The organism is Pelomonas candidula (assembly GCF_043555985.1).
GTDB classification, from domain to species: Bacteria; Pseudomonadota; Gammaproteobacteria; order Burkholderiales; family Burkholderiaceae_C; genus Pelomonas; species Pelomonas candidula.
Map to the genome: position 1 here is coordinate 53,866 of NZ_JBIGIC010000014.1, position 23,589 is coordinate 77,454.

The window sequence follows — 23,589 nt, forward strand, 5'->3', positions numbered from 1 at the left end:
ATGAACGCGCCTCGCTGGACGCTGCCCCTGCTCGCCGCCGGCACCGTGGCCGCCGGCCTGCTCTTCGCGACGCGCGCCCCTGAAGAAGGCGTACCGGCGGCAGCCGAGCGGCCAGCCATGGCCGCCCGGGCATCGAACCTGCCCCACGCCGCGCCGGCCAGCGCCGCCCCAGCCTCGGCAGCGCCTCCCGCGATCAACGCCCCGGCCTCGCCTCCACCCGTCGGCTCCGAGGGCTATGGCCCGCACATCGAGCGCGCGCTGGCCGGCGACGACATCGCCGCCGCCTGGCTGGCGGTGCAGTGGCTGCAGAACTGCGCCTCGAACGAGCAGCGGCGCAAGATCTTCGAGCAGTTGCGCGACCAGGGCACGCTGCCGCAGCAGGCGGCCGGCGCATTGATGGGCCAGATGGACGCGGAAGCCCGCCGCTGCCAGACCGTCACCGCCGAGCACCGCGCGATGCTGCCGGAGCTGGCCGCACGGGCCATGCGCGCCTCCGTGCCGCTGGCCGCGGCAGCCTACGCCGGTGCCGTCGATCCCGCGAGCCTGACCGCGACACAGCGCCAGGAAGTGGCCGACGCGCTGCGACGCGACGCCCAGACCAACGGCGTGATGAGTCTGCTCGCCGCCATGGAGGCCGACGAGGCCTGGGGGCTGACCGACGCCGAACGGTTGGGATTCCATGCCGCCGTGAAGCAGCTGGGCGACGAGCCCGACGAACCGCACAGCATCAACGTGGCCCGGTCCCTGGCCATTCACAGCGCGCAGCGGTTCAAGACACCGCCGACACCCGAACAGCAGGCAGCGGCCACGCTGGCCGGGCAGCAGATCGTCGCGCGGCTGAAGGCCGCCGGGCAGCCATGACCCCGGAAAAACAGTGAAGCCGTTCTAGGAGGCACGCGATCCGGAGTCCAGCGGGTGAGCGATGACAATGTCGACGCCTTGACCTTCGCAAGCCTCCACGTCAACGAAAGGGCTGGCGAAGTCGCGACGACATGACCGGCCTTGGGGGGGGCCGATGAACCTGATGAAGCAAACCATCAAGGGCTTGAACAATGGCCTGACGTCGCGAACGCGGTGGGGTGTCGCGCAATGAATCGACGTGGACTCTGGATAGCCATCGGCGCCGTGGTGGTGGTGCTCGGCTTCATGCAAGGAACGGCAATGGCAAAGATGGTGTTGTGGTCAGCGATGAAAGGCCGCGTGCTGCTGAAGGGGCAGCCGGCGGCGGGGGCGGTGCTGGTGAGGAACTACAGCTGGCATTGGAAGAACGAGAAGGGATCTGATCGGACCGTGGCCAACGCGGCGGGCGAGTTCAGTTTTCCGGCCATCGAAGGCCGCTCGTTGCTCGGTTTCCTGCCGCACGAGCCGGTGATCGAGCAGGTCATGACGATCGAGTACCAGGGTAAGAGCTACGACGCCTGGGCGTACTTCAAGCGCGACTACAACCACAACGACGAGACCAACGGGCGGCCCATCAACATCACTTGCCGCCTTGAAGCCGAGCTCGCCGCCCACGGCGACATCACGAGCATTTGCGAATTCAACTAACAAATCTCAGGGAGGGCAGCCCATCATGAGCACACACACACTCCCAGTCAGGCTGCGACCGTTGCCTCTGGCGTCTGCTCCCTGCGCGTCGAGCCTTCGGAGGCGATGAGCATCGCCAAGACCGCCCCTCTGAAGATCGACGGCTTGTCGGAGGCTCATCTCGCTTCACCGGCACGTCGGGCGCGCTGATGTTCAAGTCGCTGTCCCGGTGTTGCTGCAAGGAGCTGGGAGCACCTTCGAGTCAAGGCACCCGATGAGCGAGAAGTCAAGGGGTGGCTGGAGAACGCCGCCCAGGGTTCCGGCGGCTTCGTGATGGGCTCGGCCAAGCTGATCGACATGATCGGCCGCGTGCTGACCTACCTGCTCAAGGCTGCCGGCAAGGTGATTGGCGGTGCCGTGGGCCTGGCCTTCGCCGGCGGCGTGACCATCCTCGACCAGATCGCCTGGCTGTTGAACCAGGCGGTACACGCTTCGGTCGAGCTCGGCCGCGGCATCACGACGCTGGTGGGCATGATCTTCAAGTTCCTGGGCCGCACGGTGATCCAGGGCACGCAGATCACCGTCGCGTTCCTTCGCTGGGTGCTGGAACTGCTGTTCTCTGCGTTGCGGTCGGCTGCGCACCTCGCGCTGTCAGTCGTGGGCTGATCGCGCTGAGGCCGCACGGCAGGCCCAGTAGGCGCGCCCTCAAGCCATCCCGTTGCCGACGTAGTCAGCAAACCCCGGCCGCGTGCTCAGGCGCTGCAACCAGGCGTCCACGGCAGGCAGTTCAGCACGCGTGATCGGCGCGTTCTTCCAGCGTTGGGCGGACAGGCCCAGCACGACGTCGGCCAGCGTGAAGTCGTCGCCCGTCACGTAGGCGCCGGTGCGCGCGAGCTGCGCGTCCAGCAGGGTCATGTGGCGATTCCAGTTGGTCACGCTGGCCTCGATGGCCTCGGGCGTGGCCGGCTGGCCGCGCAGCAAGGCCATGAAGGCCACGCGCCACGAGTTGTTCAGCTCGCCGCCCTGCCAGTCCATCCATTGCTCGACCCTGGCGCGCGACTGCGGCTCGGTGGGCAGCAGCGTCGTCGCACCGAACTTGCCGGCGAGGTAGCGGCAGATGCTGTTGCTCTCCCACAGCACGAAGTCGCCGTCGATGAGGACGGGGATGAGGCCGTTGGGGTTCAGCGCGAGGTACTCGGGCTCCTTGGGCGAGCGGAAGCCTGGCCCCCAGTCCTCGCGTTCGAGGTCCAGGTCGAGTTGGGCGGCAGTCCACATGACCTTGCGGACGTTGATGGAGGCGAGGCGGCCGAGGAGCTTCATGGCGGGGGTGTCAGTTGTTGCGCGGCCTCGCGGCCGGCGGGGGTGAGATGGGCGGTCCAACGACCCGCATCGTCGCAGACCAGCCGCACCCAGCCTGGGCCGGGCGCGCCGCCGATGACAGCGGCGCTCAACGCCGTGCCCTCGCGCAGCAGCACGCTGACGCGCTCGTCCAGCCGCTTGGCCAGCCGCGCCAGTGCCACGCCCCTGCCTTCGTCCAGCTCCAGCAGCAGGCGCAGCAGCGCGTGCTCAGCCATGCCGGCTCAGCGTGACCGGGATGGACTTGCTGGTGGGCGTGCGCGCCGTGATCGAGAAGCTCTCCAGCGGCACCAGCGGATTGGTCTCGGGGTAGTAGCTGGCGAGGCAGCCACGCGGGATGTCGTACTCGACGAGCAGGAAGCGCTCGGCGTGGCGCTGCTGCACATCCGTGCCCGATTCGCTGACGTACAGGCTGGTGATGTCCACCCAGTCGCCGGCTTTCATGCCGAGGTCCCTCAGGTCGTCGGCGTGGATGAAGACGACGCGGCGGTGGCCGTAGACGCCGCGGTAGCGATCGTCGTGGCCGTAAATGGTCGTGTTGTACTGGTCGTGCGAGCGCAGCGTCGTCAGCGTGAACACGCGCACATCGCGCTGCCGCTCGGCGACGCGCTCGACGGCGAGGTCGGTCGGCATCGCATGCGTGCTGAACGCAGCCTTGCCGCCGGGGTTGGTCCAGACGCGCTCGCTGGCGGTGTTGCGCAGGCGGAAGCCGCCGGGCTGCTTGATCTTCTCGTTGAAGCCGGCGAAGTCCGGCAGCACGGCCTCGATCTTGTCGCGGATGAGGGCGTAGTCACCGGCGAGCTGCAGCCACGGCGTGCGGCTGTTCGTCAGCGTGGCGGTGGCCATGCGCGCGACCAGCATGGGCTCGGAGATCAGGTGCTCGGAGGCCGGCGCATTCATGCCCGACGAGAGGTGCACCATGCTCATCGAGTCCTCCACCGTCACACCCTGCGGGCCGCTGGCCTGCACGTCGATCTCGGTGCGGCCCAGCACCGGCAGCACCAGCGCCTTCCTGCCATGCACGACGTGGCTGCGGTTGAACTTGGTCGTCACGTGCACGGTGAGCTCGCACTGGCGCAGCGCTCGCCAGGTGGCGGCCGTGTCGGGCGTGGCGGCGGCGAAGTTGCCGCCCATCGCGATGAAGACCTTGCCTTTGCCGTCAAGCATGGCCTGGATGGCGCCGACGGTGTCGACGCCATGTTCGCGCGGCGGCTCGAAGCCGAAGACCTCGCCCAGCTTGTCGAGGAAGGCTGCCGCTGGCTTCTCGTAGATGCCCATCGTGCGGTCGCCCTGCACGTTGCTGTGGCCGCGCACCGGGCAGGCGCCGGCGCCTTCGCGGCCGAGGTTGCCTCGCAGCAGCAGCAGGTTGACGATCATCTGGATGGTCGCCACCGAGTGCCGGTGCTGCGTGATGCCCATGCCCCAGCAGGCGATGACGCGCTCGCTGGTGGCGTAGATGTCGGCTGCCTGCTCGATCTGCTCGCGCGTCAGGCCCGAGGCCTCGACGAGCGGCTCCCACGGCTGCGCGCGCAGGTCGGCGATGAAGGCGTCGAAACCCTGCGTGTGTTCGGCGATGAAGGCATGGTCCAGCGCGCCCTGCTCGACGACGCGCTTGCACATGCCCTTGAGCAAGGCGAAGTCGCCGCCGACCTTGAGCTGGAAATAGTGGCTGCTGATCGGCGAGTCGCCCAGCGTGGCCATCTCCATCGCGTTCTGCGGGTCGGCAAAGCGCTCCAGGCCGCGCTCGCGCAGCGGGTTGAAGCTGACGATGCGCGCGCCGCGCTTGCGGGCCGCGCGCAGCTCGCCCAGCATGCGCGGGTGGTTGGTGCCGGGGTTCTGGCCAAAGACGAGGATGCAGTCGGCCTGCTCGAAGTCGTGCAGCGTGACCGTGCCCTTGCCCACGCCGATGGTCGGCCGCAGCCCCGAGCCGCTGGGCTCGTGGCACATGTTGGAGCAGTCGGGGAAGTTGTTGGTGCCGTACTCGCGCACGAACAGCTGGTACAGGAAGGCGGCCTCGTTGCTGGTGCGGCCCGACGTGTAGAAGATGGCCTGGTTCGGGTTGGGCAATGCCTGCAGCTCCGCGGCGATCAGCGCGAAGGCCGCGTCCCAGGTTGTGCGCTGGTAGCGGTCGGTCTCGGCGTCGTAGACCATGGGCTCGGTCAGCCGCCCGGCGGCCTCCAGTTCGTAGTCCGACACCTCGGCCCACTCGGCCAGCGTCTTCGCCCCGATGACCTCGGGCGTCGCGCGCCGCGCGGTGGCCTCGGCGGCCACGGCCTTGGCACCGTTCTCGCAGAACTCGAAGGTCGAGCGGTGGTCGCGGTCGGGCCAGGCGCAGCCGGGGCAGTCGAAACCGTCGGCCTGGTTGGCATGCAGCAGCGTCTTGGCGCCCTTCACGGCGATGCCCTGCTCGTTGAGCGTCCGGGCCACGCTCTTCAGCGCGCCCCAGCCGCCGGCAGGGCCGTCGTACAACTCAATCTTCTGTTCGCTCATGGCTCTTCAAGCAAAAAGGCCCCGCGCCTTGTGCAGGACACGGGGCCGGTCAGCACGCAGTGTCTCAGTGGAAGAACTTGCCGACGCTGATGAGGGTCTTGTAGACACCCCAGGCCAGCGGGATGCCGACGGCGGCCCAGGCCAGCAGCACGGTGACGCCGGACGTGGCCGCGGCCTGGCCGGCACCGCTGCCCACTTCCGCAGCGACCGCGCGCTCGTGGGCCAGCTTCTTCTCGTGCGCCAGTTCCTCGTCGCTCATGAAGTGCTTGTCCGCGACCGGCTTCACCAGCAGGTTGGCGACAAGGCCGATGACCAGCATGCCGACGAGGATGTACATGGTCTGGTTGTAGACCTGCTCGCGCGGCAGGCCCAGGCCCAGCTGGTAGTCGCGCATGTAGTTCACGACGACCGGCCCCAGGATGCCGGCCGTGGCCCAGGCCGTCAGCAGGCGGCCGTGGATGGCGCCCACCATCTGCGTGCCGAACAGGTCGGCCAGGTAGGCCGGCACGGTGGCAAAGCCGCCGCCGTACATGCTCAGGATGATGCAAACGGCACCGACGAAGGCCAGCTTGGCGCCGGCAGCCGCGCTGCTCGGGATGCTGGCGTACAACACGCCACCCAGCACGAAGAAGACCACATAGGTCATCTTGCGGCCCAGCTTGTCGGACAGGCTGGCCCAGAAGAAGCGGCCACCGATGTTGAACAGGCTCAGCAGCGCCGTGAAGCCGGCGGCAACGCCGGCGATGGCTGCGAGCTGCGCCTTGTCGAGTTCGCCGAACTTGGCCGTCAGGCCGATCAGCGAGCCGCCGAACACTTCCTGCAGCATCGGGCTGGCCATGCCGATGACGCCGATGCCGGCGGACACGTTCATGCACAGCGCGATCCACACCAGCCAGAACTGCGGGATGCCCCAGACCTTCTTCACGTGCACGTGGCGCTGCGTGATCATGGCGTTGCCGGCCTGCGCGGCGGGCGCGGTCCAGCCGGCGGGTTTCCAGCCGGTGGCCGGCACGCGGTAACCCAGCGCGCCGCCCATCATGAAGACGAAGTAGACGAGCGCCATGACGATGAAGGTCTGCGTGACGCCGGCGTCGGTGGACGTGGCGAACATCTTCATCAGCTCGGCCGCCAGCGGCGAGCCGATCATCGCGCCGCCGCCGAAGCCCATGATGGCCATGCCGGTGGCCATGCCGCGCTTGTCCGGGAACCACTTGATCAACGTGCTCACCGGGCTGATGTAGCCCAGCCCGAGGCCGATGCCGCCGATGACGCCGCTGCCGAGGATCATCAGCCAGAACTGGTGCAGGTGGATGCCCAGTGCCGAGATCAGCATGCCGCCGCACCAGCACACGGCCGACACGACACCGGCCTTGCGCGGGCCAGCACGTTCCAGCCAGCCGCCCCAGATCGCCGCGGCGCAGCCGAGGAAGACGAAAAACAGCGTGTACATCCAGCCCAGCGTCGAGACCTTCCAGTCACAGCTGGACACGAACAGTTCCTGGAAAAAGCCGACCTCGGGGCCGCACTTGATGGCCTCCTTGATGCCCAGCGCCTTGCTCAGCGGCAGCCAGAACACCGAGAAGCCATAGGCCATGCCGATGCACAGGTGGATGGCGAGGGCGGCCGGTGGCACGAGCCAGCGGTTGAAGCCGACGCCGGCGATGGTTCTCTCCTTGTCCAGCCAGCCTGAGCTCCGGCCCGGACCGGGCACGGCATCAATTCCAACGGAAGACATCGATTGTTTCCTTCAACGACTTGTTTGAAATGAGCCGCGATCGCGGCCATCGGCCCGCTCGCAGGGGTGCCACGAACGGGTTCGCAGCATACGTTTTGACGTATGTCATTGACATGCACAACCGCACGCGTAAATACCTAGCGTGATAGTGCAGTGGTAACCGGCCGTTAGAGATGTTCCGCGCGAAGGGCCGGGCGAAACGCCCTATCCTCGCGCGCCATGCGACGCGTTCTGATCATCGACGACCATCCAGGCGTGGGCCAGGCCCTGGAGCTGCTGCTGTCCCTGCACGACATCGAGGCCAGCGTCGCCGCCAGCCCGGCAGAGGGACTGGCGCTGCTGGAGACACGCCCCTTCGGCCTTGTCATCCAGGACATGAACTTCACGGCCGACACGACCTCCGGCGAAGAAGGCGAGGTGCTGTTCCGCGCCATCCGCGCAAAGCGGCCGGACCTGCCCATCATCCTGCTGACCGCGTGGACGCGGCTGGACGCGGCGGTCGCGCTCGTGAAGGCCGGCGCGGCCGACTATCTCGCCAAGCCGTGGGACGACGCCAAGCTCGTCGCGACCGTGGAGAACCTGCTGGAACTGGGCGAAGCCAACCGCGAGATCGCGCGGCTGCGCGAGGCGCGCGCCGCGAGGCGCGCGGCGCTGGCGCGTCGTTACGACCTCGCCGGCGTGGTGTTCGGCTCCGACGCGATGGCCAACCTGCTGGAACTGGCCGGCCAGATCGCCACCGCGCCGGTGCCGGTGCTCATCACCGGACCCAACGGCGCCGGCAAGGAGCGTGTGGCGGCCTTCGTGCACGCCAACTCGGCGGCCAAGGACGGCCCTTTCGTTGCGCTGAACTGCGGTGCGCTGCCGTCCGACCTCATCGAGGCCGAGCTGTTCGGCAGCGACAGCGGCGCCTACACCGGCGCGGCCAAGGCGCGCGTGGGGCGCTTCGAGGCGGCGGACGGCGGCACGCTGTTCCTCGACGAGATCGGCAACCTGCCGCTGGCCGGCCAGGTCAAGCTGCTGCGCGTGCTGGAGACGGGCCAGTTCGAGCGTCTGGGTTCCAGCAAGACGCGCCAGACCCGCGTGCGCGTGCTGAGCGCCACCAACGCCGACCTGCGCTCGATGGTGAAGTCAGGCAGCTTCCGCGAAGACCTGTTCTACCGCCTCAACCTCATCGAGCTGAAGCTCCCCGCCCTGGCCGAGCGGCGCGACGACGTGCTGCCGCTGGCCGAGCATTTCCTGGCCGGCCGCGCACGGCTCGGCGATGCCGCGCGCGATGCGCTGCTGGCGCACCGCTGGCCCGGCAACGTGCGCGAGCTGAAGAACGCCGTCGAGCGCGCCGCGCTGCTGTGCCAGGGCGGCGAGATCACGCCGACGCTGCTGGGGCTGGACGAAGCCACCGGCAACGCCGGCGCCTGGCGCAACCTCGACGAGCCCAGCCGCGAGGCCGTCATCGCGGCGCTGGACGCGGTGGGCGGCAACGTCAGCCGCGCGGCGACGCAGCTGGGCCTGTCGCGCCAGGCGCTGTACCGGCGGCTGGAGCGCTACGGGATCACGCCTTGACGCTGAACCTGCCGCTGCGCGTCCGCGCGCTGCTGTCGCTGGCCGCTGCGGCGGTGCTGCCGCCGCTGATCTTCGTCGGCGCGCGCCGGCTGGGTCTGGCTGACATCCCCGCCATCGCGGCCACCACGCTGCTGACATTGCCGCTGCTGGCCTGGCTGGCCTCGCGCTGGCTGGCGCCGCTGCTGCGCCTGACGCGCGCGCTGGAAGGCGCCGTGCTGAGCTACCGCGACGGCGACTTCAGCCTCAACCTCCGGCCCGACGGCCCGCGCGAGCTGGTGCAGCTGACGCAGCTGCATGCCGGGCTGGGACTGGCCCTGCGCGAGCAGCGCCAGCATCTTGCGCAGCGCGAGCTGCTGCTGGACACCGTCGTGCAGAACACGCCCGTCGCACTGGTGCTGACGGCCCCGAGCGAGCGCATCGCCATCGCCAACCTGGCCGCACGCCAGCTGCTGGGCGACGGCCGCAGCCTCGTCGGCCTGGACTTCGCCACCGTCATCGCCGAACTGCCCGAGACGCTGCGCGAGGCGCTGGCTGGTGACGGCGACCGGCTGTTCACGGTGACGCTGCCCGGCGGCACCGAGGAGACCTTCCACCACAGCACGCGCTCGTTCCGGCTGCAGGGCCAGCCGCACCGGCTGCGGCTGCTGCGGCGCATGACGCGCGAGCTGTCGCGCGCCGAGGTGGCAACGTGGAAGCGCGTCATCCGCGTGCTGAGCCACGAGCTGAACAACTCGCTGGCGCCGATCTCGTCGCTGGCCCACAGCGGCGCGGAGCTGGCCCGGCGCGGCAACACTGAGCGGCTGCCACAGGTGCTGGCCAGCATCGGCGAGCGGGCCGCGCACCTGCACGGATTCCTGAGCGGCTACGCGAGCTTCGCCAAGCTGCCGGCGCCGCGGCGCGAGGCAGTGGACTGGACGGCATTCCTCGCCCGGCTGGCCACGCTGGGCGAGTTCCGCATGGACGGCCCTGCACCGCCGGAGCCCGGCTGGTTCGACCCGGCCCAGGTCGAGCAGGCGCTGCTCAACCTCATCAAGAACGCGCACGAGTCCGGCAGCGACCCGGCCGAGATCGCGCTGCGGCTGACGCAGGCCGGCGGCGAGCAGCGCATCGAGGTGCTGGACCGCGGCCCCGGCATGAGCGAGGCCGTGCTGGCGCAGGCGTTGCTGCCGTTCTATTCGACAAAACGTTCTGACGCCGGCTCACAGGGCGGCACAGGGCTCGGCCTGGCGCTGGTGCGCGAGATCGCGGAGGCGCACGACGGCCGCATCGCGCTGAGCAACCGCGACGGCGGCGGGCTGAGGGTCGCGATCAGCCTGCCCCGCCCCCCCGCATCCCACCACGCGCTGAGGACGACCGGCGCCATGCGGGCGTGAGCGAATGCGCGGCCACCCCGGCTTTGTTACAGCGGACGATGGGCGGCCCCCTCGGGTCACCCCTAATATGCGTCGCCATGCGCATGCCCAACCTCTCCCTGCCACCGCCTGCCGCCGCCGCTCCGCTGGACGAAGGCCAGGCGCTGGGCGTGTGGCGGCTGGAGCAGCCGCTGCCCGACGGCGAGCAGGCGCATGCCGGCCAGTGGTACAGCGCCCACCATGGGCTGGCCAAGGAGCAGAAGGCCGCCGTCCTCGTGCTGGACCGCAGCGACCAGGGGGCCGGCGTCATGCTGCGCTACGCCGACCAGGCCGGCGACCTCGCCCGGCTGCAGCACGCCCACATCGCCGTGCCCAGCGACAGCGGTGTGACGCCCGACGCCCACCCCTATCTCATCCTCGAGGGCGAGCATGGCGAGCCGCTGCTGCCACGCCTGCACCAGCTGGGCCTGCGCGAGCGCATCGAGCTGCTGGTGCAGCTGTGCGAGGCCCTGCGCTCGGCCCACCAGCAGGGCTGGCTGCTGGCCGAACTGGACCCAGCCATGATCTGGATCGGCCCCGACGGCGCCGTGCGGCTGATGGGCCTGGGCCTGGCCCGAATCCCCGACCCCACGGACCCCTTCGACCGCGGCCTGAGCCTGGGCGCGTCGCCCGCCTTCGTCGCGCCCGAGCGCCGCAACGGCGAGCCGCCCAGCCTGGCCAGCGAGGTCTACGGCCTGGGCGCCCTGGCCCGCGTGCTGATCTGCGGCTGGGAAGACACGCCCAAGGGCCTGGCCCCGCTGCGCGGCAGCGCGGCCGACCAGTGGCCCATGATGCGCGAGGAGCAGCAGATCAAGCTCGACGCCCTGCTGCGGGCCACGATGGCCGAAGCGCCCGAGCTGCGCACGCGCGGCGCCGAGGGCCTGGCCGACGAACTGCGCGAGTGGCTGGGCCTGAGCCCGCCGCGCAGTGCCACGGCCGCCGAGGCCCCCGCCAAGCCGCTGGCCTGGTGGAAGCGCTGGCTGCGGCCGGCGCAGCCCCGCGCCTGACGAGCCGCCTTTTCGCGAAGTTCGCGGGGTTCTCGGGATGCGCCTGTCACGGCGCTGCGCAACAATGCGCGCCCACTCGTGGAGGTTCCCATGGCCCGTCGTTCGCTGCTGCTTGCGTCACTGATCGCCCTGCCCCTGGCCGCCTCCGCCGCGTCGGCCAGCTTCAATTCCGGTGACGAGGGCTGGACGACGCCTGTGGGTGGCACGCAGACCTGGATGCCCACCGGTGGCAACGGCGGAGGCTGGGTGCAGGTGGAGGACACCGACGGCAACACCGACATCCACCTCACGGCCCCCTCGGCCTGGCTGGGCGACTGGTCGGCCTACAACGGCGGCACGTTCTCCTTCGACGCCAGGAACGTCAACGGCCTCTCAACCGACTGGCCGGGCTTCGGCGAAGTCACGATCAGCGGCACGGCGGGCAGCGTCGTGCTCGACATCGCCGCGCCCGGCCAGCCCACGGCCGACGGCCTGTGGCACCACTACAGCGTGTCGCTGACGTCCGCCGCCGGCTGGACCGGCAGCGCCCCGCTGGCCAGCGTGCTCGCCCACGTGACCGGCCTGACCATCAATGGCGAACTGCACGCCGGGCCCGGCGAGATCGTCGGCTTCGACAACATCCAGGTCACCGCCGTCCCCGAACCCGCCAGTGCCGCGCTGCTGCTGGGCGGGCTGGTTCTGCTGGCCGGCTGGCGGCGCAAGCGCTGATGGCTGCCCTCGGTGTAGCGCCCCCGGCCGGGCTGACGGGCTTCGGCGAGCTGCGGCTCAGCCTGCCCGCCACCAAGGTGCAATGGCTGGCGCTGGCTGCCGGCGTGGGCCTGGGCCTGGTCGGCGCCGAGTTGGCCTGGCACCACCCGCTGTCCGGCCCGCTGGCGCTGGCGGCCTGGGGTGTCGTGGTGCTGCTGGCGGCGCTGTTCTGGGTCAAGACGCCGGTGCTGCTGCTCGCACCGCTGCCGCTGATCGGCCTGGCGCCGTGGAGCGGCTGGATCACCTTCGAGGAGCAGGACCTGCTCGTCACCGCCTGCGGCTGTGGCGGCTATCTGGCCTACGCGCTGCAGCTGAACGCTCGCGACCGCGCGCCCGCCTGGCGCCACGCCCTCGTCTACTCGCCGGCCGTGCTGGTGCTGATCCTGGCGGTGGCACTGTGGACGCTGCTGAGCGTGAAGCGCGGCTTCGACGATGCCGGCGGCTTCGCCTTCGGCTGGTTCCACGGCTACCACGAGGCCATGAACTCGGTGCGCAACGCCAAGGCGATCTTCCTCGTGCTGGCGCTTCTGCCGCTGTGGACGGCCGCCGCGGCGGCGCGACCGCGCGGCTTCTCGCGCGGGCTGCTGCTGGGGCTGGTTGCCGCGCTGGCCGCCGGCAGCGCCGCCGCGCTGTGGGAGCGCCTGGCCTACACGGGGCTGCTGGACTTCTCCACCGACTACCGCACGACCGCGCTGTTCTGGGAGATGCACGTGGGCGGCGCCGCGCTGGACGGCTTCCTCGTCATGACGCTGCCGTTCGCGCTGCTGGCACTGCTGCGCACGCGCTCGCCGTGGCGCTTTGCCGTGGGCCTGGTCATCGCGTTGCTGGCGGCCTATGCGGTGCTGACGACCTTCTCGCGCGGCGTGTACCTGGCGCTGCCGCTGGCGCTGGTGCCCATGGTGCTGCTGGCGGACGCGCAGCGCCGCCGCGCGGCCGCGTCGGGCGCGGACAGCAGCCACATCGACAGCACGCTGGGCGCCGTCGACAAACCCATGCCGCGCCTGGCCAAGATCGGTGCGCTGGGCATGGCCGCCGCCTTCGCGCTGGCGGCGGCGCTGGTGTTCGGTGGCGGTGGCTACCGCGGCCTGCTGGCGCTGTTCTTCGTCATGGTCATCCTGCTGACGATGCCGGCCAGCCTGTGGCTGCCGCCGCTGGCGCAGCGGCTGACGGCGCTGCTGATGGGCGGCGTGCTGGCCCTGCTGCTGGGTGGCGCGAGCTGGGCGCTGTCCATGGCCGTGCCCAAGGCCGCCTACGTGCTGAACTTCATCGCGACGCTGTGCTGCGCCGCGCTGCGCTGGCGCGACGAGCCGGGCCGGCAGCGGCCGATCTACGTGCTGCTGGTGACGACAGCCTGGTTCTGGCTGCTGGCCACGATGGTCATCGTGGCCGACTACTGGGGCGGCACCAGCGGGCGCTGGACGGCGCTGGCCGCCGGCCTGGCGCTGGCCGGCGTGTGGGCCGCCATGCTGCTGCAGCCGCAGCTGTGGCCGCTGCAGAAGGCGGGCGCCGCCGGCTGGCGCAAGCGTGCGCTGCTGGTGGCCGGGCTGCTGCTGGTGATGGCCATCGTCGCCGTGCTGGGCGGCGGCTCCTACCTGCGCGACCGCGTTGCCAACTGGAAGGAGGACGGCCAGACCCGCCTGACCCACTGGCGCGACGGCTTGCACCTGCTGCACGGCGGTGAGCAATGGCTGCTGGGCAAGGGCGCCGGCCGCTTCGTCAGCAGCAACCTGTACGAGGGCCCCGCCGATTCGCAGATCGGCGACTACCGGCTGCGCACCGACGAGACCGAGGCCTTCGTCGCCCTGACCGGCGGCAAGCACATGCTGGGCCGCGGCGAGCAGTTCCGCCTCAGCCAGCGCATCGCGGCGCCGGCGCCCGGGCCGGTCACGATCACGCTGGTCAGCCGCACCGCGGCCGACGCCAACCTCGTGCTGCAGATCTGCGAGAAGAACCTCATCTACCCGGACCGCTGCAGCAGCGTCGAGCCCCTGCTCAAGCCGGTTCGCGCCGAGGGCCAGCCCGAGACCGGCGCCAGCGCCTGGCAGACCAGCAAGATCACGCTCGGGGCCGTGCCGGCGCTGGGCGGCGACTGGTGGGCGCCGCGCTTCGTGACCTTCTCGATGGCGCTGGACACGCGCGGCGCTCGCGTCGACATCGCCCGCATCGCCATGCAGGACTCGCAGGGCCGCCAGCTGCTCGCCAACGGCGACTTCAACCGCGAGATGGCGCGCTGGTTCTTCTCCAGCGACCGCTACCACCTGCCCTGGCACATCAAGAACGTCGCGCTGCACGTGCTGTTCGAGCAAGGCCTCGTGGGCCTGGCGCTGCTGGGCGGCGCGTACGCGCTGGCACTGGTGCGCCTGAGCTTCGGCCGCGGGCGCGACCATCCGCTGGCGCCGGCCATCGTGGCCGCACTGATCGGCTTCGGCACCGTCGGCGCTTTCGACAGCCTGCTGGATGCGCCACGCATCGGCTTCCTGTTCTTCACGCTGCTGCTGCTGGGCCTGGGCTTGCGGGCGCTGCCAGGGGAAGGTGTGGCGAGGGTGGCATGATGTGGACCCCTCGTCCAAGGCGTACCTTGGCCGGGACCGCGCCGCGGCTTGCGCCGTAACGCTTCGGCAGGCACATCGTGCCCACTGGGCACAATGAGTCCGGCCTCAGCTCCCGAGGGGACGGCGATGCTCGCGGCATTGAGCCGCTCGCACATCGCCAGTGCGGGCCGGCTTGGGAGCGGCCCGGCGCTCGGCCCGCGCAGTTCCAAACGTCTATGTCGTCCAACGCCCCGCCGTCCGCCGGCCTCAACCCGGCCCAGCTAGCTGCTGTCCACCACCTGGACGGCCCCTGCCTGGTCATTGCCGGCGCCGGCTCGGGCAAGACCAAGGTCATCACGACCAAGATCTGGCAGTTGCTGCACTCGGGTTACCGCGCCAGCCAGATCGCCGCCATCACGTTCACGAACAAGGCCGCGCAGGAAATGCGCGAGCGTGCCCAGCACCTGGTAGGCAAGAAGGCCGCCAAGGACCTGGCCATCTCGACCTTCCACAGCCTGGGCGTGCGCCTGCTGCGCGAGGAGGGCACGCGGCTAGGGCTGAAGGAGCAGTTCTCCATCCTCGACAGCGACGACGTGCTCAACGTGCTGAAGGACGCCGGCGGCACGACGGACGCCAAGCAGGCGCAGCGCTGGCAGTGGACCATCTCGCTGTGGAAGAACAACGGCGTGGGCCCGCTGCAGGCCGCGCAGATCGCCGCAGACGACGACGAGCGCGCCGCAGCCGCCGTCATGGTGCGCTACCAGGAGCGCCTGGCCGCCTACCAGGCCGTGGACTTCGACGACCTCATCACGCTGCCGCTGAAGCTGCTGACCACCGACGCCGAGGCGCGCGCGAAGTGGCAGAACAAGCTTCGCTACGTGCTCGTCGACGAATACCAGGACACCAACGCCGTGCAGTACGAGCTGCTGAAGGCGCTGGTGGGCGAGCGCGGCATGTTCACGGCCGTGGGCGACGACGACCAGAGCATCTACGGCTGGCGTGGCGCCACCATCGAGAACCTCAAGCGGCTGCCGCAGGACTACCCGGCGCTCAAGGTCATCCCGCTGGAGCAGAACTACCGCTCCACCGGCGCCATCCTGCGCGCGGCCAACAACGTCATCGCCGGCAACCCTAAGCTGTTCGAAAAGAAGCTGTGGAGCGAGTACGGCGACGGCGAGCCCGTCGTGCTGCTGGAGGCCGACGGCGAGGAGCACGAGGCCGAGCGCGCCGTCGCGCGCATCCAGCAGCTGCGCGCCGACGGCAAAGGCCCCGCGTTCAAGGACTTCGCCATCCTGTACCGCGCCAACCACCAGGCCCGCGTGTTCGAGCAGGCGCTGCGCCGCGCGCAGATCCCGTACAAGGTCTCGGGCGGCCAGAGCTTCTTCGACAAGGCCGAGATCAAGGACTTGTGCGCCTGGCTGCGCCTGCTGGTGAACCAGGACGACGACCCCGCCTTCCTGCGCGCCGTCACCACCCCCAAGCGCGGCATCGGCCACACGACGCTGGGTGCCCTGGGCACGTTCTCGGCGCAGTGGAAGTGCAGCATGTTCGAGGCGCTGTTCTCCGAGAGCCTGGCCACCGCCGTCACGGCGCGCGCGCTGGCGCAGCTGCACGAGTTCGGCCGCACCGTGAACGAGTTGCAGTACAAGGCCAGGCACACCGAAGGCCACACTGCCGCGCACGCAATGCTGACCGAGTGGCTCAAGGACATCGGCTACGAGGCCCACCTCATCGACAACGAGGAGAACGAGAAGGTCGCCCAGGCGCGCTGGGGCAATGTGCTGGACTTCGTCGACTGGATCGCCAAGCGCTGCGGCGGCCAGCACAGCGAGGAAGGCGGCGTCAGCTTCACCGAACCCAAGCAGAGCGTGCTGGACGTGGCCCAGACCATCTCCGTCATCCTGTCGCTGGCCGAGCGCGGCGAGGAGCAGGACCAGGTCACGCTGACGACGCTGCACGCATCCAAGGGGCTGGAGTGGCCGCATGTCGTGCTGGCCGGCGTCAACGAGGGCCTGCTGCCGTTCAAGCGCGACGAGGAGGAGATGACGGCCGAGGCGCTGCAGGAGGAGCGGCGGCTCATGTACGTGGGCATCACGCGGGCGCGCACGACGCTGGCTGTGTCGACGTTGCGCCGGCGCAAGAAAGGCCGTGACACCGTCGTGGGCATTCCGAGTCGTTTCCTCGCCGAGATGAAGCTCAACGAAGGCGGCACCCGCGAGGACCCGCGCGAGAAGCTCAAGCGCATGCGGGCGGAGCTGGCTGCCAAGGCGGCGGCCCGGGACGAGCCGCAGCCCTGACGACAAAACTGCGGACTGCGGACACTGGATCGCCCATTCACGGGGGCCCCCCGCAAGCTCGTGAAGTCTTCACAGCTTTGCCACGCTAGGCTGCGAACAATGCGTTCCAGCCCTTCTTCACGGTGAGCCCGCATCATGAAAGCTTTGATCCTTGCTGCCGCTCTTGCTGCCCTGAGTTCCACCGCCTTCGCCGGTGCTGCACGTGAGACCGCCACCAAAGCCGACACCGCCACAGTCGCCGTCATGACCGGTGCCGACCACCTGTCCTCGACCAGCCTGTCCTCGCTCAACGACGGCAGGCCCTGGACCGACGCCGGCCGCTCGGGCTCCGAAGGCGCCAACTTCAGCGGCGTCGCCAACGAGATCGAGCCGGGCTACCTACTCGTCGCGCTGTGCGTGCTGGGCTTTGCGCTGTCGCGTCCCGTCGTCCGGCTGTTGCGCCGCCAGGAACAGCAGCGCCGCGCCACGGCGCTGGCCAGCACGCTGGGCCATCAGCCGCGCAGCTGAGATCTGCCGGCAGTGACTTGCATCACACGGCACACACCCGCTTGAGGGGGTCGTTTCATCGGGTGTGAAGTCTGCACCCGGCGCCCAGCGGCACAGGCCGAAGAATCGCGGCCAACACAACAAGCCGCACGCCATGAAACGCCTCCTCGCCCTGATCGCGCTGACCACCGCTGGCGCCTGCGCCTCGGCCGCCCCCGTCACCAACCTGCTCGTCAACGGCGGCTTCGAAAGCACCACCGTCGCGAACGGCAACTGGGTCAACGTCTCCAGCATCGCCGGCTGGACCCGGCTGGCCGGCCCTGGCACGGGCTTCGAGGTCCGCAACAACGTGGCCGGCGCCGCCCAGGAGGGCAGGAACTACGTCGAGCTGGACACCAACGGCAACACGACCATCGGTCAGTACCTGGACAGCCTCGTCGGCGGTGCCGTCTACGACCTGAGCTTCTGGTACTCGCCACGCGAAGGACAGGCCGCCTCGACCAACGGTATCCAGGTGTTCTGGAACGGCGTGCAGATTGGCGACACGCTGACCGGCACGGGCGGCAGTGGCAACAACTGGAGCATGCACGAGTACCTGCTGACCGCGCAGGCGGGCCGCAACCTGCTGAGCTTCGCGGCGGTGGGCACCAGCGACAGCGTCGGCGGCAGCCTCGACAACGTCAGCCTGCAGAACCGTGTGCCCGAGCCGGGTAGCCTGGCGCTGACCTTTGCTGCGCTGGCGGGCGCCTTCCTGATGCCGCCCGTGCTGCGCCGCCGCGCCGAAGCTCGCCGTGCGGTCGCGCTGGCGAGCGCGCTGAAGCGCGACGCTTCCTAGATCGCCAGCGGGTCCACGTCGACCGCCCAGCGCAGCACGGCCTTGTGCTCGCGCTTGAGCGCGATCAGCGCGGGCACCCAGGCCCGCAGGCAGGCCTGCAGCCGCCCGCGCTGCGACGCTTCCATCAGCATCTGCATGCGCTCCACGTCGGCCACCCGCGCGACGGCATGCGGCACCGGCGGGTAGACCAGCACGCCGTCGTCCTGCATCAGGTCCGCGGCAGCCGTCAGGAATGCCTTGGCCGCCTCCACGGTGCGCGCCTCGGCGCGCAGCAGCGCGAGATGGGCAAACGGCGGCAGGCCGGCCGACTGACGCTCGGCCAGTTGATCCCTGGCGAAGCGCACATAGTCGTGCCGCGCCAGCGCCTGGTAGAGCGCATGCTCGCGGTGCCAGGTCTGCACCCACATCTCGCTGGGTGACTCACCGGCGGCATCCCGCCCGGCCCGGCCGCCGGCCTGCATCAGCAGCGCGAACAGCCGCTCGGGCGCGCGGAAGTCGCTGCTGAACAGCGCACCGTCCGGATTCACGGCCGCAACGAAGCGGATGCGCCGGAAGTCGTGGCCCTTGGTGATCATCTGCGTGCCGACCAGGATGTCGACCTCGCCGTCATGCACGGCCTTCAGCTGCGCCTCCAGCTCGCCCTTGCGTCGCGTGGAGTCGGCGTCGATGCGCAGCACGCGCGCGCCGGGCAGGGCCTCGGCGAGCTGCTCCTCCAGCCGCTCGGTGCCTCGCCCGATCGGTGCGATGTCATGGTTGCCGCAGTTGGGGCAGGCCTGCGGCACGCGCTCGGTGAAGCCGCAGTGGTGGCAGCGCAGCGTGCGGTCGCGCTTGTGGAAGACGCGCCAGGCGCTGCAATGCGGGCAGTCGCTCTTCCACTGGCATTCGCCGCAGTGCAGCACCGGCGCGTAGCCGCGGCGGTTCAGGAAGACGAGGCTTTGCTCGCCGCGATCCAGCCGCTCCTTCAGGGCGGCCAGCAGCGGCGCGGTCAACGCCGTTGTCACGCCGGGTGAAGGCGGCAGGGCCTTCATGTCGAAGAGACGCACGCGCGGCAGCGCGCCGCCGCCGATGCGCGCGGCCAGTGTCAGCCGCTCGTAGCGGCCGCTCTCGGCGTGCTGCCAGCTCTCCAGCGACGGCGTCGCCGAGCCGAGCACGACCGGCACCTTCAGGTCGTGTGCACGCCAGACGGCCAGGTCGCGCGCCGAGTAGCGGGCGCCGTCCTGCTGCTTGTAGGACGGGTCGTGCTCCTCGTCGACGACGATGAGGCCCAGCTCGGGCAATGACGCGAACACCGCGAGCCGCGTGCCCAGCACGAGGCGGGCGCGCCCCAGGTGGGCAGCCAGCCAGTTCTGCAGGCGCTGGGCCGGCGTCAGCGCACTGTGCAGCGAGACGATGGCCATGGGTTCCGGCAGCAGCGCGGCGAAGCGCTCCGTGAAACGGGCCTCCAGTTGCGGCGTCAGGTTGATCTCGGGTACCAGCACCAGCACCTGGCGGCCGGCGGCCAGCGCGGCCTCGGCGGCACGCAGGTAGACCTCGGTCTTGCCGCTGCCGGTCACGCCGAACAGCAGCACCGGCTTGGGTGCCGCTTCGCCGAGCTGAGCCTCGATGCGGGCCACGGCCTGGGCCTGCTCGGGCGCCAGTTCCGGCTTGACCGGCTCGGCCGCCGCGGCCTGGGCCGGCTTCTTCTCCAGCTTGCGCAACCGGGCCGCCAGTTGCTCGGGCGAGAGTTCGCGCAGTTGGGGCGGCAGCACGGCGCTGGCCAACTCGCCAACCGAGCGCTGGTAGTAGCCGGCCGCGAAGTCCAGCAGCCGGCACCAGTCCGCGCCCAACGGTGGAAGCACACTGAACACGGCCGCCACCGGCCGCAACGCCACCTCGGGCTCGCCGACCGCGTCGCCCGGCCAGACAACACCCAGCAACTCGCGCTTGCCCAGCGGCACCCGCACCAGCGAGCCGGAGGCGAGCGCCTGCTCACTCGCATAGTCAAGCGGGCCGTTCAAACCGCTGTGCTGGGGGGCGTCCACGGCGACGCGGACGACGCCCGCCACCGGGTTCTCAACCACGCTCCGCTCCGCGCGTTTTGTGAAGCTGCGGCTCAAGAACCAAAGCCAAGTCCATGATTAGTTTGACTTCTTGGGTTGCCCACAATTTCTGTGGATAAGTTTGTGAGCAATTCGGCTATCGAGGTCCATCGCAGCACAGGCGCCGAGCGGAGCGCCCCGACGTGGCCCGACGCATGGTTTTGGGGCAGCCCTTGAAAATCAATCACTTAGCAGCGGAGAGGGAAAACGCTAATTTGCGCTGCACCATTCTTCAACGCGCCGCCTCGTATCCCAATTTTTGGGGATAAGTCCCCGGGCAAGTGCAAATTTCTCGCTTCGTCAGCCCGCCGCGCGCAACCGGCGCGAGTAGCTGTGAACTTCGTCCACGAGCGCCGTGACGCCCTCCGGCGGCGTGAACTGGCTGATACCGTGCCCCAGGTTGAAGATGTGGCCCGGGTGAGGGCCGAAGCTGTCCAGCACACGGCGAACCTCGGCACGCACGGCCTCGGGCGGCGCGAACAGCACATTGGGGTCCAGGTTGCCCTGCAGCGCGACGCGGTCGCCCACGCGGGCGCGGGCGGCGCCGAGATTCATCGTCCAGTCCAGCCCCACGACGTCGGCACCGGCGTCGGCGATCTCGTCCAGCCACAAGCCACCACCCTTGGTGAACAGGATGCGCGGGATACGCCGGCCATCATGCTCGGTCTTCACCGCGGCCAGCACCTGGCGCGAGTAGGCCAGGCTGAACTGCTGGAAGGCGCCGTCCGCCAGTACGCCGCCCCAGGAGTCGAACACCATGACGGCTTGCGCGCCGGCGTCAATCTGCGCATTGAGGTAAGCCGCAACGGCGCGAGCGTTCACGTCCAGGATGCGGTGCATCAGATCCGGGCGCGAGTACATCAGGCTCTTGACGAGCCGGTAGTCGTCGGAGCCCCCGCCTTCGACCATGTAGCAGGCCAGCGTCCACGGGCTGCCGGAGAAGCCGATCAGCGGCACGCGGCCGTTCAAGGCCTTGCGGATGGACGTGACCGCGTCGAAGACGTAGCGCAGCTTGTCCAGGTCCGGCACTTGCAGCGCCGCGACGGCGGCCTCGTCGCGCACGACCTTGGCGAACTTCGGCCCTTCACCCTGCTGGAACGACAGGCCCAGGCCCATCGCGTCGGGCACGGTCAGGATGTCGCTGAACAGGATGGCCGCATCGAGCGGGAAGCGCTCCAGCGGTTGCAGCGTCACCTCGGTCGCGTAGTCCGTGTTCGTCGCCAGGCCCATGAAGCTGCCGGCCTTGTCGCGCGTGGCGCGGTACTCCGGCAGGTAGCGCCCCGCCTGGCGCATCAGCCAGACGGGCGTGTGTTCGGTGGGCTGGCGCAGGCAGGCGCGCAGGAAGGTGTCGTTTTGCAGGGGGGCGAACATCGCCGGATTATCGGCGGCGGCCCCAATCCTTCCTCTGATTCAGAGCAAGCTCATGCTCTGGCGTCCTACCCAGCTCTCGCCAGGCTGCAGCTCGATCGGGCGACCGATGCTGGCCGCCTCCACGCACAGCATTTCGGACCAGCCCTCGGGTGGCATGTCGGCCAGCTTGGCGCAGCGCTCCGGGCCGGGGTTCCAGACCACCACGTCGTCAAAGCCCTGCTGCGTGATCACGAGCTGCCGACGGTTCTCCGCCACCAGCAACGGCTTCTCCTTCACGCCGAAGTAGATGCGGTCCAGGTCCAGCACGCCCTTCTCGCCGGTCAGCAGGAGGTCCATGCGTTGCAGCGCCTCGGCCTGCTTGATGCTGTCGAAGTAGCGCAGGCCGGCCAGGCCTTCGATGCTGACGTCGTCCAGGTCCGCCACGCGCAGATAGGTGTGCAGTGCCGTCGTGAACTGCAGCGTAGCGTCACCGGTGTTCTCGCAGGCAAGCTCGACGTCCAGCGCGCGGCCGGACACGCGCACACTCAGCTCCAGCTCGAACGCGTGCGGCCAGATCGCGCGCGTCGTGTCGCTGTCGCGCAGGCGCAGAACCGCCAGCGCGTCATCCTTGCCGACCTCCTGGCTCACCGGTTCCCACGGCAGTGTCCGCGCGAAGCCATGCTTGGGCAGCGGACCGCGATCGGCGAACTGCGGGAAGCACACCGGCACACCGCCGCGGATGACCTTGCCCGGCACGTACTCGCTGCGCGGCGACAGGTAGAGCTGCTCGGGCGCGCCGGCCGGCTTCCACGACAGCAGTTGGCCGCCATGCAGCGACAGCGAAACGGAGGCGCCATCGGGCGCGGTCAGTTGAATGGATTCGTGGCTGGCAAGAGGCATGCCGGCAGTTTAGGTTCCCGGCGCCGCCCCACGGCACCCAGGTCACGGTGGTGGGCGCGGCCGTCTCGGCGCGAGTGCGCGTGGACTGCCCCCGCGTCCTCAGGAGGGTGCGGGATCGCGGAACTTCATAGAATCGTCACCCCGCAAAACATCCCGCCTCGCAGAGATTGCCGTCGAGACACCGGCCGGCCCTGACCGAGCCGCCCGTTGTCTTGAGCCGCCGCACCTCTCTCCGCGCCGCCACCGTCGGCCTTGCACTGATCACCGCTGCGCTGCTGGGCGCCTGCCGCTCGACGCCGCTGCCCGTATCGCCCGACACGCCGCCGCTGCGCTTCCTGCTGACATTCGACGACGGCCCCAGCATCCGCAGCGAGCCCAACCCGACGGCGCAGGTGCTGCGAACGCTGGCCAGCAACCCGCTGCAGCCGGGCATCCGGGCCGTCTTCTTCGTGCAGACCCGCACTACCAACGGCGGCGGCACGCCCGAAGGCCGGGCGCTGATGGCGCGCGAACTGGCGCTGGGCCATGTGCTGGGCTTCCATACGGCCACGCCGGGGCACACCAACCACCTCGGCATGCCCAGCGAGAAGCTGCGCGGCAGCATCCAGGACGGCCTGGCCGATCACGCCGACATCAGCGGCGGCACGCCTCGCCTCGTGCGCCCGCCGATGTGGGCCTACGACGCACGCACGCTGGATATCTACGCCGAGGCTGGCCTGCACGCGCTGATCACCGACGTCAGCGCCAACGACGGCAAGATCGTCTGGCCCAACGGCAGCCCGCGCCGGCGCCAGCACATGCGCTACCAGATGGACCTGCTGAGGCCGCGCGTGCAGGCCGGCGAGCTGCCGGTCGTCGACGGTGTCATCCCCGTCGTCGTCACCTTCCACGACCCCAATCCCTTCACTGCCGAGCACCTGGCCGAATACCTGCAGTTGCTGGTCGACAGCGCGCGACGGGAGGGCCTGCGCGTGTCGGAGCGGCCGTTCTACGGCCAGGGCGAAGACATCGAGCGCGTCGCGCTGGCCCGCACCGTCAGCGCCGGCGAACCGGTTCAGCACATCGCCGGCTTCTGGCATTCGCTGCTGAGGCTCAAGCCTTGAGGGGGCACGGGCGCCATCGCCAACGAGATCGGCCTGTCCGTGGGCCACACGTCCTGCTTCTTCGTACCGCTGGCCCGCTTCAAACGGAACTTCCGGATCGGCCACAAGCTGCTGCTGCGGCTGGTGCGTGGGTGCATCGCGTGGGAAGCCGATCCTCCTATCATCGCCACCCGCTGGACAGGGAGCGCCAGCGACT

Annotated in this window: 19 protein-coding genes; 12 read left to right on the top strand and 7 right to left on the bottom strand. The window is 69.8% G+C overall.

Features of this window, described 5'->3' with window-relative positions; genetic code table 11:
• The 3 genes from ACG04R_RS23430 (at nt 1) to ACG04R_RS23440 (ending at nt 2,193) form a co-directional block, all read left to right on the top strand.
• Nucleotides 1-861, top strand: coding sequence for a hypothetical protein (locus ACG04R_RS23430; protein WP_394416044.1), 861 nt, complete (start codon nt 1-3; stop codon nt 859-861).
• Between the two features lie 228 nt (nt 862-1,089).
• A complete protein-coding gene (locus tag ACG04R_RS23435) occupies nt 1,090-1,548 on the top strand; it encodes a DUF6795 domain-containing protein (protein WP_394416045.1) in 459 nt (152 codons plus the stop codon).
• Nucleotides 1,549-1,860: 312 nt separating this feature from the next.
• A complete protein-coding gene (locus ACG04R_RS23440; protein ID WP_394416046.1) occupies nt 1,861-2,193 on the top strand; it encodes a hypothetical protein in 333 nt (110 codons plus the stop codon).
• 39 nt (nt 2,194-2,232) lie between these two features.
• Here the strand turns inward: ACG04R_RS23440 and ACG04R_RS23445 are convergent, their stop codons facing one another.
• From ACG04R_RS23445 to ACG04R_RS23460, 4 genes are all read right to left on the bottom strand, one after another.
• Nucleotides 2,233-2,847, bottom strand: coding sequence for a glutathione S-transferase family protein (locus ACG04R_RS23445; RefSeq protein ID WP_394416047.1), 615 nt, complete (start codon nt 2,845-2,847; stop codon nt 2,233-2,235).
• Nucleotides 2,844-3,101, bottom strand: a complete 258-nt coding sequence (locus ACG04R_RS23450; protein ID WP_394416048.1) for a hypothetical protein — start codon at nt 3,099-3,101, stop codon at nt 2,844-2,846. Before ACG04R_RS23450 ends, ACG04R_RS23445 begins: the two co-directional genes overlap by 4 nt.
• Nucleotides 3,094-5,373 (bottom strand): FdhF/YdeP family oxidoreductase, encoded by a 2,280-nt coding sequence (locus ACG04R_RS23455; RefSeq protein ID WP_394416049.1) that lies wholly within the window; start codon nt 5,371-5,373, stop codon nt 3,094-3,096. Before ACG04R_RS23455 ends, ACG04R_RS23450 begins: the two co-directional genes overlap by 8 nt.
• A 64-nt stretch (nt 5,374-5,437) precedes the next feature.
• Nucleotides 5,438-7,108, bottom strand: coding sequence for an OFA family MFS transporter (locus ACG04R_RS23460; protein WP_394416050.1), 1,671 nt, complete (start codon nt 7,106-7,108; stop codon nt 5,438-5,440).
• 219 nt (nt 7,109-7,327) lie between these two features.
• On the opposite strand from ACG04R_RS23460, the gene ACG04R_RS23465 reads away from it, so the two are divergent.
• From ACG04R_RS23465 to ACG04R_RS23500, 8 genes are all read left to right on the top strand, one after another.
• Entirely contained in the window at nt 7,328-8,668 is a 1,341-nt protein-coding gene (locus ACG04R_RS23465; protein ID WP_394416051.1) for a sigma-54-dependent transcriptional regulator, read from the top strand.
• Nucleotides 8,665-10,041 carry a sensor histidine kinase gene (locus ACG04R_RS23470; RefSeq protein ID WP_394416052.1) on the top strand — a complete coding sequence of 459 codons (1,377 nt, stop codon included), beginning with the start codon at nt 8,665-8,667 and terminating at the stop codon, nt 10,039-10,041. The genes ACG04R_RS23465 and ACG04R_RS23470 overlap by 4 nt, the downstream gene beginning before the upstream one ends.
• 83 nt (nt 10,042-10,124) lie before the next feature.
• Entirely contained in the window at nt 10,125-11,066 is a 942-nt protein-coding gene (locus ACG04R_RS23475; RefSeq protein ID WP_394416053.1) for a serine/threonine protein kinase, read from the top strand.
• A gap of 90 nt (nt 11,067-11,156) precedes the next feature.
• Nucleotides 11,157-11,774: a PEP-CTERM sorting domain-containing protein gene (locus tag ACG04R_RS23480; RefSeq protein ID WP_394416054.1), complete on the top strand. Its 618-nt coding sequence runs from the start codon at nt 11,157-11,159 to the stop codon at nt 11,772-11,774.
• On the top strand, nt 11,774-14,365 hold the full coding sequence (locus ACG04R_RS23485; RefSeq protein WP_394416055.1) for a hypothetical protein: 2,592 nt from the start codon (nt 11,774-11,776) through the stop codon (nt 14,363-14,365). The genes ACG04R_RS23480 and ACG04R_RS23485 overlap by 1 nt, the downstream gene beginning before the upstream one ends.
• Before the next feature lie 215 nt (nt 14,366-14,580).
• On the top strand, nt 14,581-16,641 hold the full coding sequence (locus ACG04R_RS23490; RefSeq protein WP_394416056.1) for an ATP-dependent helicase: 2,061 nt from the start codon (nt 14,581-14,583) through the stop codon (nt 16,639-16,641).
• A 135-nt stretch (nt 16,642-16,776) separates the two neighbouring features.
• A complete protein-coding gene (locus tag ACG04R_RS23495) occupies nt 16,777-17,148 on the top strand; it encodes a hypothetical protein (protein WP_394416057.1) in 372 nt (123 codons plus the stop codon).
• Between the two features lie 133 nt (nt 17,149-17,281).
• On the top strand, nt 17,282-17,962 hold the full coding sequence (locus tag ACG04R_RS23500) for a carbohydrate binding domain-containing protein (RefSeq protein ID WP_394416058.1): 681 nt from the start codon (nt 17,282-17,284) through the stop codon (nt 17,960-17,962).
• Here the strand turns inward: ACG04R_RS23500 and ACG04R_RS23505 are convergent.
• The 3 genes from ACG04R_RS23505 to ACG04R_RS23515 all read right to left on the bottom strand — a co-directional run bounded on the left by ACG04R_RS23505 (nt 17,959) and on the right by ACG04R_RS23515 (nt 22,290).
• Nucleotides 17,959-20,022 carry a primosomal protein N' gene (locus ACG04R_RS23505; protein WP_394416059.1) on the bottom strand — a complete coding sequence of 688 codons (2,064 nt, stop codon included), beginning with the start codon at nt 20,020-20,022 and terminating at the stop codon, nt 17,959-17,961. The two genes, ACG04R_RS23500 and ACG04R_RS23505, sit on opposite strands and share 4 nt — an antisense overlap.
• A 318-nt stretch (nt 20,023-20,340) precedes the next feature.
• Nucleotides 20,341-21,411: a uroporphyrinogen decarboxylase gene (hemE, locus tag ACG04R_RS23510; RefSeq protein WP_394416060.1), complete on the bottom strand. Its 1,071-nt coding sequence runs from the start codon at nt 21,409-21,411 to the stop codon at nt 20,341-20,343.
• A 39-nt stretch (nt 21,412-21,450) separates the two neighbouring features.
• Entirely contained in the window at nt 21,451-22,290 is an 840-nt protein-coding gene (locus tag ACG04R_RS23515) for a D-hexose-6-phosphate mutarotase (RefSeq protein WP_394416061.1), read from the bottom strand.
• Between the two features lie 212 nt (nt 22,291-22,502).
• On the opposite strand from ACG04R_RS23515, the gene ACG04R_RS23520 reads away from it, so the two are divergent.
• Nucleotides 22,503-23,393, top strand: coding sequence for a polysaccharide deacetylase family protein (locus tag ACG04R_RS23520; protein ID WP_394416062.1), 891 nt, complete (start codon nt 22,503-22,505; stop codon nt 23,391-23,393).
• Nucleotides 23,394-23,589 lie beyond the last annotated feature (196 nt).